Source organism: Microbacterium sp. bgisy207 (assembly GCF_965345035.1).
Classification (GTDB): Bacteria; Actinomycetota; Actinomycetes; order Actinomycetales; family Microbacteriaceae; genus Microbacterium.
Window position 1 is genome coordinate 1 of record NZ_CBDRMG010000023.1, and the last position, 12,219, is coordinate 12,219.

10 protein-coding genes and 2 pseudogenes are annotated in these 12,219 nt (G+C 62.4%); all 12 read left to right on the plus strand.

Going from position 1 to position 12,219, the window contains the following annotated elements; all coding sequences use genetic code 11:
- Nucleotides 1-787: transketolase family protein (locus tag ACSGC5_RS14650; RefSeq protein WP_434971320.1), on the plus strand; the 787-nt coding region annotated here is incomplete at its 5' end.
- Between the two features lie 220 nt (nt 788-1,007).
- Nucleotides 1,008-2,177, plus strand: a complete 1,170-nt coding sequence (locus ACSGC5_RS14655; RefSeq protein WP_434971321.1) for an extracellular solute-binding protein — start codon at nt 1,008-1,010, stop codon at nt 2,175-2,177.
- A 139-nt stretch (nt 2,178-2,316) separates the two neighbouring features.
- Nucleotides 2,317-3,153: a carbohydrate ABC transporter permease gene (locus tag ACSGC5_RS14660; RefSeq protein ID WP_434971322.1), complete on the plus strand. Its 837-nt coding sequence runs from the start codon at nt 2,317-2,319 to the stop codon at nt 3,151-3,153.
- Nucleotides 3,154-3,194: 41 nt separating this feature from the next.
- The gene (locus ACSGC5_RS14665) at nt 3,195-3,995 is read left to right on the plus strand and encodes a carbohydrate ABC transporter permease (RefSeq protein WP_434971323.1); all 801 of its coding nucleotides are present in this window, start codon (nt 3,195-3,197) and stop codon (nt 3,993-3,995) included.
- Between the two features lie 31 nt (nt 3,996-4,026).
- Complete coding sequence (locus ACSGC5_RS14670; RefSeq protein ID WP_434971324.1) at nt 4,027-5,127, plus strand: Gfo/Idh/MocA family protein; 1,101 nt, start codon at nt 4,027-4,029, stop codon at nt 5,125-5,127.
- Between the two features lie 14 nt (nt 5,128-5,141).
- On the plus strand, nt 5,142-5,867 hold the full coding sequence (locus ACSGC5_RS14675) for a ThuA domain-containing protein (RefSeq protein ID WP_434971329.1): 726 nt from the start codon (nt 5,142-5,144) through the stop codon (nt 5,865-5,867).
- A 64-nt stretch (nt 5,868-5,931) separates the two neighbouring features.
- Nucleotides 5,932-6,882, plus strand: coding sequence for a sugar kinase (locus ACSGC5_RS14680; protein WP_434971325.1), 951 nt, complete (start codon nt 5,932-5,934; stop codon nt 6,880-6,882).
- 138 nt (nt 6,883-7,020) lie between these two features.
- Entirely contained in the window at nt 7,021-8,148 is a 1,128-nt protein-coding gene (locus ACSGC5_RS14685) for a Gfo/Idh/MocA family protein (RefSeq protein WP_434971326.1), read from the plus strand.
- The gene (locus ACSGC5_RS14690) at nt 8,145-9,197 is read left to right on the plus strand and encodes a sugar phosphate isomerase/epimerase family protein (RefSeq protein WP_434971327.1); all 1,053 of its coding nucleotides are present in this window, start codon (nt 8,145-8,147) and stop codon (nt 9,195-9,197) included. The genes ACSGC5_RS14685 and ACSGC5_RS14690 overlap by 4 nt, the downstream gene beginning before the upstream one ends.
- Nucleotides 9,193-10,569: pseudogene (istA, locus tag ACSGC5_RS14695) on the plus strand (IS21 family transposase); the annotation flags it as partial. The gene ACSGC5_RS14690 and the pseudogene istA, both read left to right, overlap by 5 nt.
- On the plus strand, nt 10,566-11,852 hold the full coding sequence (locus ACSGC5_RS14700; RefSeq protein WP_434971328.1) for a hypothetical protein: 1,287 nt from the start codon (nt 10,566-10,568) through the stop codon (nt 11,850-11,852). The pseudogene istA and the gene ACSGC5_RS14700, both read left to right, overlap by 4 nt.
- Before the next feature lie 17 nt (nt 11,853-11,869).
- Nucleotides 11,870-12,219: pseudogene (locus ACSGC5_RS14705) on the plus strand (ABC transporter permease); the annotation flags it as partial.

Sequence of the window (12,219 nt, forward strand, 5' to 3'; positions counted from 1 at the left end):
AGTCGCGGAACAGAACCTCGTCACCGTTGCAAGCGGCACGGCACTCGCTGGCAAGATCCCATTCACCACCAGCTACGCCGCGTTCAGCCCGGGCCGAAACTGGGAGCAGATCAAGACGACGGCCGCGCTCAACGACCGACCGGTGAAGGTCGTAGGTGCGCATACCGGCCTTAACGTGGGTCCGGATGGGGCAACTCACCAAATGCTTGAGGACATCGCTCTCATGCGTGTCATGCCAAATATGGTCGTCGTGGCCCCTGGGGACAGTATTGAAGCGGAAAAGGCGACCCTTGCCATCGCGGGCAATGATCAGCCGTCGTACCTTCGACTGTCGCGAGACAGCACCCCGATATTCAGCACTGCCAGTTCTCCATTTGAGATCGGCCGTGCGTATGTTCTGCGCGAGGGTAGCGACGTCACGCTCGCCGGCACAGGGACGATGACCTATGAGCTGCTGATCGCTGCTGAGATCCTCTCTAAACGTGCGATCGCGGCGGAGGTGATTCACGTGCCTACCATCAAGCCCCTCGATGAAAAGACAATTCTCACCAGCGTACGCAAAACCGGACGCGTAGTGACAGCGGAGGAAGCGCAGATCGCTGGAGGATTCGGCGGCGCGATCGCGGAATTACTGAGTGAGCAGCTGCCGCGGCCACTCCTGCGTTGCGGCGTGCACGACCGTTACGGCGAAAGCGGCCCCCCGCGCGAGCTCCTCGAGGCATTCCGGCTCACGGGGACGCACATCGCTGACTCGGTCGAGCAATTCATGTCGCTTCCATCTGTATAAATGCGAATTTGTTCGCAGCAGCCGCGTACTTGTTTCACCCCCCCCACCACCCAAAGAGAAAGAGATGTCACCAATGAAGATGACCACAAGAGGCCGCGGTGCTCGCTCACTGTCCCTCATCGCACTAACCGCCCTCGCACTGACTGGTTGTGCATCCGGAGTCGACGGATCGACACCATCGTCAGATTCAGCAGGTTCCGGCCTTGCTCCGAAGGTCGACGTGATCGACCCCTCCGTCGCTGACGGTGCCAAAGGTGATGTAGCTCTTTGCGGCAACAACGACAACGGGGCGTTCGGACTGCTCGTTAAATCGTTCAACGAATCCCAGTCCGCAGTCACTGCCACGTACACAGCACTGGGCCCCAATAGCTCCGAGACCCGCCAGCAGGCTATTCAGCGCCTGGATAGCGGCAACGACGACTGTGACATCTACGTGGCCGATGTCGTGTGGACCGCTGAGTGGGCGGCTCAAGGCTGGATCCTCGATCAGAGCGAACTCGTGAAGGAGCACGCCGACGAGCTCATCCCCTCGGTGGTGGACTCCACCACCTACGACGGCCGCAACTGGGCAACACCCTACTTCACCAATGCCGGACTTCTCTTCTACCGGGACGATCGGGTGAGCAAGCCCGACACCCTTCAGGATCTGTATGACCAGGCCGCCTCGAACAAAGACAACGCGATGCTCATCGCGCTTGCCCCGAAAGAGGGTCTGACGACGAACTTCCTCGAAATCCTGTATTCGGCGGGCGGAGCTGTCCTCGATGACCAGGGAAATGTCGTGGTCGATTCCGACGAGACCAGGGCCGTGTTGGATCTGATGAAAGGTGCTCTCGACTCCGGCGCAATCGACCGTGCATCGCTGACGTACGACGATGGTGCCGCACGGACCGCGTTCGAATCAGGAGTGGGCGGCTTCCTCCGGAACTGGCCCAACGCCTACTCGTCGGGCCTTCAGGCACCTGCCGTGCAGGACGTCCTGAAGGTGACCCCCGCGCCGGCCTTCGATAAGGACCACCCTGCCCAGGGCGTGCTGGGAGGCGGCAACCTGGCCATCCCTGTGAACACGAAGAACCTCGCTGGCGCCGTCGCGTTGCTGAACTACGCAGTGAGTCCGGAATTTCAGGCGCAGCAGTTCATCCAGACCGCCTATGCTCCTGTCGTCGACTCCGTGTATGACGAGGCCGATGTCCAGGCTGCGATCCCCTTTGCCGACCAGCTCCACTCGGCTGTCGAGAACGCTAAGTCTCGTCCGAAGTCGCCTGTCTATGCGGAGATCTCAGCTGCAATTTACAACAACGTGTACGCTGCGCTCTCGGGACAGAGCTCGACGGACGATGCGATCAAGAAGATGGTCACGGACATCCAGACCGCACAGGACGCCTTCTAGCATGGCGCAGACCCCAACGATTAACGAGGTCCCCGCTGCCGCCAGGCAGCGGGGGCCTCGCGCCGGCCGCGGCCGGCGAAATATAGACGCCCGTGGCCGCCGTGCCGCCATCGGAATGGTTACCCCAGCCATTGCACTCATGCTGTTAGTGGCGGTGCTACCAATCGGCTACGCAGTATGGCTGTCGCTGCATCAGTACAGCCGCATCCAAGCAGGGCTCAGCCGATTCGTCGGACTCCAGAACTATCTCGAGCAACTCGGCTCCCCCGTCTGGTGGGACTCAGTGCGCTACAGCTTCTCGATCGCGCTGGTGGCCGTGCCGCTGGAACTCATCGTCGGTACAGGCATAGCTCTGCTCCTAAACCTTGCATTCCGAGGTCGAGGCGTACTGCGGTCCGTCCTGCTCATGCCTTACGCCGTGTTGACGGTGGTGAGTGCGCTCATCTGGCAAACGATGTTCGACCCCCACCTGGGACTGGTCACGAATGTGCTCAAAGGTCTCGGTCTTCCCGGCGGCGACACAGTGTGGCTCGCAGACCCCGGCTTGGTCTTCGTTGTCATCATCCTCGCGGAGGTGTGGAAGACGGCACCTTTTGTCGCTCTGCTCGTATTGGCTGGCCTGCAGGTTATCCCGGCCGACGTGTTTGAAGCAGCAAGCATCGACGGCGCTACACGGTGGCAGACGTTCTGGAGAGTGACCCTGCCCCTGCTGGTACCAGCGATCTCCGTCGCTGGCATGCTGCGCCTGCTCGATACCCTGCGCATCTTCGATCTACCGTTCGTCCTCACACGGGGAGCAAACGGCACCGCCACCATGTCGATCGTGGCGTACGACGCACTGCGCGAGAACCGTCTCACTGGAGAAGGATCTGCCCTGTCCATGCTCACGTTCGTCGTGGTGATGATTGTGGCGCTCTTCTATATCCGATTCGCCGGCGGAAACCTTCGCCAGACACCTAAGAGGATGCCCCGATGATGCGCAGACGATCTAGTACTGCCCCTCGAGTGGGGGTGGGTGTGTGGGCGATCATCGTCGTGGTCATGGTGTCTTCACTGATTCCGTTCTACTGGCTGATCAACACGTCGCTGAAATTTGGTCCGGGTCTGTCGACAGCCGACCTCTGGCCAAGGGACCCGTCCTTCCAGAACTACGTAGACGTCCTCAACGACGGAAGATTCCTGACGGCGGTCGGCAACTCAGTGATCGTCGCCTCCGTCACGACCCTACTGGCGCTGTTGTTCGGATCGTCCGCGGCCTACGCGCTAGCTCGCCTGCCCCTACCCCGGAAGGCAGTGATGCTGACTCTGGTCAGCGCGGTCACGACCTTTCCGGTGATCACGATCATCGCGCCGATCTTTGAGATCTGGACTCAGATCGGGTTGTACGACACGCTCATCGGCCTCATCATCCCCAAGCTCACGTTCTCGTTGCCTCTTGCGATCTTCACCTTGACGTCTTTCTTTCGGGAGATCCCATCGGAACTCGAGGAGGCCGCTGCAATTGACGGTTGTGGTCCGATCACCACTTTTGTGCGCGTCATCTTGCCACTCGCGACTCCCGGGCTGGCGGCCACCGCAATCCTGGTTTTCATATCAGCGTGGAATGAGTTCCTGCTGGCCGTCGCGCTCACCTCGACTCCAGCAGCACAAACAGTGCCCGTTGCTATCGCGTACTTCACCGGCGTCAATCAGTTCGAGATTCCGCTAGGGACCATCGCCGCCGCGTCCGTCATCGTGACGATCCCGCTCTTGGCCGTCGTTCTCGTGTTCCAGCGACGCATCGTGGCCGGCCTCACGTCGGGTGCCGTTAAGGGCTGACCCGGGACTACATCAACAGAAGGAAATCCGTATGAACAGCGTGGGTAATCAAGATCGCATACGAGTGGGCGTCGTCGGTGTCGGCTGGGCTGGCGTTCAACACCTCAACGCCTATCAGGCCATCCCAGGGGTAGAGATCGTTGCACTGGCAGCCAAAGAAGCTGATCTTGTCGAGGAACTTGCTGATCGTCATAACATCCCTCACCGGGCGCAGTCCTACGAAGAACTCTTGGAGATCGACGACATAGACGCTGTCAGCATCGCGGTTCCCACTTTCATGCATGCCCCCATCGCGATCGCTGCTCTGCAACGCGGCCTACATGTGCTTAGCGAGAAGCCAATCGCCCGCACCAGCGCCGAGGGTCAACTGATGGTGAACGCCGCTCGCGAAAACGGCCGCGTTCTGGAGATCGTCTTCAACCACCGTCTCCGCGCCGACGTTCAGGCCCTCGCCCAGGCCATCACCGCGGGCGAGATCGGAAGACCTTACTACGCGAAGGGATCTTGGCTGCGCCGGCGCGGTATCCCGCTGATCGGCAGTTGGTTCACCAATGGCGAACTTGCCGGCGGAGGGCCGCTGATTGATATCGGCGTCCACGTACTCGACTACTCTCTGCACTTGCTTGGTGAACCGCGGGTCACACGGGTGAGCGCGTCCACCTACGCTGAGCTCGGTCCGCGTGGTCGCGGCGGCGCACAGCGAGCAACCGCGGACGCCAGTCGTTCGGGCTTTGAGGTCGAGGATTTCGGGTCGGCGTTTCTGCATCTCGAGGACGGAGGAACACTCGTACTCGAGGCAGGCTGGGCAGCGTACCGCTCAATGGACGACCTGATGAATTTCAGCGTGCTGGGCACTGAAGGTGGTGCGAGTCTCGAAGTAATCGGAGGGCCACGCAACCCGTACGGCGATCTCACCGTTTATCGGGACGGCGAAAGTGGAGAAGCAATCGATCAGCGTGTCTTCACCAATGCACCAAACCGAGGCCACGACGGAGTAATCGAGGACTTCATCGCCCACATCCGCGACCCAGACAGCTGGGCGCGTCATGACGGCTCTGTGGCGCTCACGCGCGCGCAGATCATCGATGCGTGCTACTTGTCGGCACGTGAACAGAAGGAGGTATCCCTGTGACCGGGATCAACGTGATGGTGTGGAATGAGGGGTGGCACGAAGTCCATGGGGGCGCCACCAACCTCGCGGACTACTATCCGGGCGGCATCCACGGAGCGATCACCGCTGGAGTGCAGAAGCTGATGCCGGACGCGGTCGTGAGAACCGCAGCTCTCGCCGACCCGGAGCACGGCCTGACCGACGAGGTACTCGACGACGTGGACGTGTTGCTGTGGTGGGGGCACCGGCAGCATGCCGACGTCGACGACGCGATCGTCGAGCGCGTTCATCAGCGAGTCCTTGCAGGGATGGGTCTGCTCGTTCTCCACTCCGGACACCACTCCAAGATCTTCAAACGCCTCATGGGAACCACCTGCAACTTGCAGTGGCGGAACGCGGCAGAGCGGGAGTTGGTATGGACAGTAGCGCCCAACCATCCCATCTCCGAAGGCGTGCCTAACCCGATCGTCATTCCCCAGCAGGAGATGTACGGTGAGCAGTTCGACATTCCCGTCCCCGACGAGCTGGTCTTCATCTCGTCCTTCGCGGGAGGTGAAGTATTTCGCTCGGGAGTGACCTACACGCGCGGCCGCGGTCGGATCTTCTACTTCAGCCCCGGCGATCAGGACTACCCCGTCTACAACCATCCCGACGTTCAGCGCGTGCTTGTAAACGCCATCCGGTGGGCCCATCCCGCCCAGCACACGGTACGGGAATTGCCCGCAGGGTCTAAGCGGGAGCCGGGTTGGTTCGCGTCGTGACACCTGCCGGGGGTCGCGGGACGCGACCCCCGGCAGATGGCGACTTCGACACAACTTCATTCCCATGCTGGATGCTGTCATGAACCGTGCAGTTCTCGTCGCCGGCGAGACGCTCGGCCTCGCTGTCAACGTGGTCCCGGGAAATCTGGCCAGTTCGAGTGCGGCACGGATCGGTTTTGGTGGGGCAGAGTCGACCGTGGCGATCGGGCTACGCAGGCTGGGAGTAGCTTCAACCTGGGTGAGCAGGATTGGTGATGATTCGGTCGGGCGGCTGATCCGTCGTGAGCTAGCTGCCGAGGGTGTTCGGGTAATTGCCCCCACAGGGCCTGGATCGACAGGATTCATGCTCAAGACACGAGAGAGACCGGACCGAACCGACGTGTCCTTCTGGAGACGCGAAAGCGCCGCGACAGCACTTTCCCCATCCGATGTTGATGACGAGCTCCTCCGACAACACTCGCTTATTCACCTGACCGGGATCACCCCAGCGCTGTCCGAATCTGCTCAATCCTTGACCACGAGCCTCATTCAGCGCGCACGATCCTTCGGTATCACGGTGTCGTTCGACATCAACTATCGTTCGCGACTCTGGTCCCGAACCGACGCCAGTGCTTTCCTGCGGGACACTCTTCCCTTTGTGGATGTTCTTTTCGCCGGCCCAGACGAAGCGGCTCTCGTCACTGACGCCCCCGCTTCTGAAGAGATGGCCCGCTCGATCGCTTCCTACGGGCCACAATCCGTAGTCATCAAGCTTGGAGCCCAAGGCTGCATCTCTCTCTGCAAGGGTGAAGTCCTGACCATGTCCGCTCGACCGGCTGCTGTGATCGACACGGTTGGGGCGGGGGATGCATTCGTTGCCGGGTACCTTGCAGAGCTAGTCCTCGGACGGCCTCACGAGCAGAGGGTTAAGACGGCAGTTATTGCCGGCGCGCGTGCATGCGAAGTCGTCGGGGACTGGGAAGGAACCCCTCGTCGAGACGAGTTAATCGAGCGCAACGATCCTGTGATGCGGTGAACACGTGCGTGACGCGCCAAGAAAGGCCTCCGAGGCTTCCGTCGTCCGATGGAGGCAAACCAAGCACACGTCGGCCAGCGGCTGTCCTCCAGTGGGGTGCGGTTTCGGGCCTAGAACTTTCATGAACGGTCACCAAGTATGAGCGACGACACTGTCATCACACCGGCCCGCGCCACACTCTCGGCGGGAATCCTCGGTGGGGGCTTTATGGCGCAGGTGCATAGCCGTGCCCTTCGGGCAGAGGGGGTGCGCCTGCTTAGCATCGCCTCCTCCACACCCTCTAAGTCAGCGCTTGCAGCTGCCGCCCTTGGCATCGAAGAGGCGGTGACAGGTGCGGCCTCGCTTCTCAGCGACAAGCGGGTTGAGGTCGTCCATATCTGCACTCCCAACGATGTACACGCGGCGCAGAGCATTGCGGCCATAGAAGCCGGTAAGCACATCATCTGCGAGAAGCCAATCGCAACTCAGCTCACTGACGCGCTCCGCGTAGTGCAGGCTCAGGAGTCAGCTGGATTGGTAGGCACAGTGCCGTTTGTCTACCGGTACCATCCCATGGTTCGGGAAGCACGAGCCCGCATCCTGGCCAATCGGAGCGTCGTGCTGTCAGTGGATGCGGCCTATATGCAGGACTGGCTTCTTGACAGAGAAGACAGCAACTGGCGAGCGGGTGAATCCGGAGGTGCTTCTCGGGCGTTTTCTGATATCGGCTCGCACGTGTTTGATCTCATCGAATTTGTCACGGGTGAGCGGGTAAAGCGAGTGGTTGCAATAGCCCGGACTGTCTTTCCAGAGCGAGGTGGCATGCCCGTCGATAATGAAGACATCGCCGGGGTCCTCTTCGAACTCGCGGGCGGTGCCCCTGGCTGCGCTCTAATCACGCAGATGGCCGCAGGCCGTAAGAACGGCCTCACGCTCGAAATCCACACGGGAGACGCGGCTTACCGATTCGAGCAAGAACACCCCGACCAGCTGTGGATCGGCCGTCGGGACGGGTCGATCCTCCTCCCCCGTGAAGAACGGCTCCTCTCCAACGACGCCGCTCGACTGAATCGTGTGCCCGCTGGCCATCCCATGGGTTACCAAGACGCATTCAACGCGTTCATCGCCGACAGCTACGCAGCCATCGCAGGGGAGAAGCCGGAGGGATTACCTTCGCTTCGAGACGGGCTGCGTGCCGTCCAACTGACCGACGCGGTGCTCGAGTCGGCGCGCACCCAGTCCTGGATCGACACACCAGTCCTCAACCAGGCAGGAGAACTTTCATGAGTAACCGAAATCCCGTGACCTTATTCACCGGACAGTGGGCAGATCTCCCCTTCGAGAAAGTCGCTGAGTTAGCTGCTGGATGGGGTTACGACGGTCTCGAAATAGCCGCATCCGGTGACCATCTAGATCTCGCTCGAGCTGACGAGGACGAGGCCTACGTGAGCTCCCGGCTTGAGATTCTGGACAGGTACGGCCTAAAGTGCTGGGCAATCTCGAATCACCTCTCTGGGCAAGCGGTGTGCGACGACCCGATCGATTTTCGTCACCAAGCCATTGTTCGCGATTACGTCTGGGGAGACGGAGACGCGGAAGGCGTCCGGCAGCGCGCCGCCGAGGACATGAAACGCGCTGCAAGAGTAGCGCGCAAACTTGGCGTGGACACGGTCGTTGGCTTCACCGGATCGAAGATATGGCCCTACGTCGCCATGTTCCCACCAGTTCCAGCAGAGACGATCGACGCCGGCTATGAAGACTTCGCAACTCGGTGGAACCCCATTCTCGACGTGTTCGACGCTGAAGGCGTGCGGTTCGCCTTTGAGGTGCACCCGAGTGAAATCGCATACGACTACTGGACTAGCGTTCGGATGCTTCAAGCCATCGATAAGCGCGCAGCTCTAGGATTCAACTGGGATCCTTCACACATGGCGTGGCAGGGCGTAGATACCGTCGCATTCATCAGTGATTTCCAAGACCGGATCTATCACGTCGACTGTAAGGACACTCGACTCCGAGCGTCCTCCGGGAGGCAGGGCATTCTCGGTTCTCATCTTCCTTGGGGGGATCCGCACCGCGGGTGGGACTTCGTCTCAACTGGCCACGGTGACATTCCTTGGGAAGATGCATTCCGTGCCCTCGCATCAATCCAATACCGGGGACCCATCTCGATCGAATGGGAGGATGCGGGGATGGATCGACTGCACGGTGCCGCCCAGGCCCTAAATTATGTCCAGTCGCTCCTTTGGGAACTACCCACCGCTCCATTCGACGCAGCCTTCAGTAAACAAAACCCGGAACCAATAAGTGGCACTTCGGACATCCGGTGGGGGTGAGCGCGAGCATGAGAGCGTTCACGCGCAGCCGGACTGGGAGCGGGTGCACCGGGAGCTCGCGCGGGTCGGGGTGACGCTGAAGCTGCTGCATGGCGAGTACGTCGACGCCTGCCGGGCCGACGGGGCGACGGCGATGGGTTATGACCGGTTCTGCAAGACCTACGGCCAGCATGTGCTGGTCGCCGGCGCTGCCTCACGGGTTGGTCACAAGGCGGGGCAGACGGTCGAGGTCGACTGGTCCGGCAAGACGATGCAGCTGACCGACCCGGTCACGTTGCAGCAGACGCGGGTGTTCTTGTTCGTCGCGGCGCTGCCGTTCTCGAGGTTCGCGTTCGTGGAACCGACGCTGGACATGCGGCAGGACACCTGGCTACACGCGCACGTCGCGATGTTCGACTGGTTCGGCGGCTCGGTTCCGCGGATCGTGCCCGACAACCTCAAGACCGGTGTCATCTCCCACCCGGCGGAGGGTGAGGTCGTGCTCAACGACGCGTATCGGGAGCTTGCGGCGCACTACTCCGCCGCGGTGCTGCCCGGGCGGATCAAGAAGCCGAAAGACAAGGCCAGTGTCGAGAACACCGTCGGGAACATCGCGACCTGGGTGATCGCGGCGCTCCGCGACCGGCAGTTCGCGACCCTGCCGGAGTTGCGCACGGCGGTCTATGAGCGGGTCGCTGCGTTCAACGCGGAACCGTTCCAGAAACGCGCAGGGTCGCGATTGGGGGTGTTCGAGGCGGAGGAGAAGCCGCTGCTGCGACCCCTGCCACAGGTCCCGTTCGAGATCTCGCGGTGGATCTACCGGCGTCGAGTGCAGAAGAACGGGCACGTGGTGTTCGAGCGCAACTTCTACTCCGTCCCGTTCCCGCACATCGGCCGCAGCGTTGACCTGCGAGTCACCGACAGGACGCTGGAGGTGTTCGCCGGGCAGGAGCGGTTGACCAGCCATCTCCTCGCCCCCACGGGTGTCGTGAATGAGTATCGGACCCACGACAGCGACCTGCCCGACGGGCCCCGCTACCGGCAATGGGACGCCGAGCGTGTCCGGGAATGGGCAGCCCGGATCGGCGAGCACACCACGACGGTCGTGAACCGAATCTTCGAGTCCGTTCCGGTCGATGAGCAGGGCCTGGACGCGGCGTTGGCGGTGCTGCGGCTGACCCGCCGCTACTCTGCCGCCCGAGTCGAAGCGGCCGCCGGCATCGCGCTGGCGTCCCGGGTCCGCTCGCCGCGTTACGCGCACCTGCGGCCGATCCTCGAATCGCGGCAAGACGATCCCGGCAGCCGTGATGCCTGGTCGACACCTGCGTCACAGCCGGAGCCAGCAGGCTACGTCCGCGGCGCCGACTACTACGCCGGCGGCGGTGTCCGATGAGCCGCCTCGACTCCGCGCTGGGCATCGCGTTGGCGGTGACCATGGCCCTCGTCGCCGTGTCACCGGCGATCCCATCGGCGCTGCCTCTTGCTGGTGCCGCCTCACTCGCCGTCGGCGTTCTCGGCTTCCTGCAGCTGCGACGCCCGCAACGCCTTATCGCGGCCATTCTTGTTGTCACGGGGGTCGCCGCGCTGGTTACCGCACTCGTCCTCGGGTACCGGTTCGACCCGGTCGAGGTGTTCGGATTGAACCAGACGCTCTTGGGCATGCTCGCGGCCGTATCTTTCGTGGCGACGATCACGCGGGAGGAGCCCGAGGTCTCGTCCCGGCTGACTGGGGCGGCGGCGGTGTGGCGGACTGCAGTGGTAACCCACATCCTCGGAGCGGTGATCAATCTGAGCGCCGTGAACCTCGTCGGCGATCACCTCGCCCGTCGAGGGCGGCTGTCGATTGCTAACGCGCTCATGCTGTCACGCGCGTTCTCCCCGGGCGCGTTCTGGTCACCGTTCTGGGCGGCCAGTGCGGTTGCGTTCACGTACGCGCCTACGGCGCAGTCCGGCGTGCTCGTGCTGTGCGGGTTGATCCTCGCGGTGGTCAGTTTGGCGATCGGGGTCGCTTTGCTCGTCCGCGCCTTCGGGGATGAGCTGCCGTCGTACACCGGATTCGCGATCGGCGTGTCCATGCTGCGGATCCCGCTCTCGTTGGCCGCGCTTGTCATCGTTGGCCACGCACTGCTGCCCTCGGTCGACTTGTCTGTGATCGTGCTGCTCGCCTCGTTGCTGGTCACCGTCGCCAGCCTTATGACGAGGCATCCCCGGCGGATGCCGAGGATCCTCGCCGCCCATGTTGTACGCGGTCTTCCCCGGATGCGCGGCGAGGTCACCTTGTTCACCGCAGCCGGCGTCCTCTCCGTCGGGATGCGGGCACTCGTCGACGCCGCAGGCTGGAGCGCCCCGGTGACCGAGTTCACCGTGCTGACGGCATGGTTGCTTGTGATCGCCATGATTCTGGTCTCATTCGCCGGTGTCCACCCCGTCATCTCGATCGCGGCGGCCGCCGCCCTCTTCGCATCGACCCACCCGAACCCCACCCTGTTTGCTATGGTCGCCATGATCGCGTGGGGCTGCGCCGCAGCGGTAGGACCGATCTCCGGGCTGAACGTATACCTCGCTGGCCGCTACGATGCGAACGGCTTCGTCGTGGCGCGACGCAACTTGCCGTACCTGGGCGTGGTGGTCATCCTCGCGCTTCCGGTGCTGTTGTTGTGTGACATGCTGACCTGACCGCGGTGTGGTTCGTCGTGACACAGATCGGCGACCCGGCACGACTGATCCTGCCTCCCTCCGCGAGTCACCAGCTCTATCTCGACACCCGCGAGGCGATGGGTCTCAATGACCCGATCTGGGAGCAATTCTTCCGGTCCTTCTCAGGCTGGATTCGTGGCGACTTCGGCAACTCCATCTGGCAGGGCGTGCCCGCTTTGGACCTCGTGCTCAGCCGGGTGCCTGCGACTCTGCTGCTCACGTTCTGCACCATGGCGATCGCCGTCCCGATCGCGTTGGGGCTCGGCATCCTCTCCGCGCTGCGTCCCAACGGTGTGCTCGACCGGGTGCTGACGACGATCTCCCTCGCCGGCGTCTCGATCGCCGA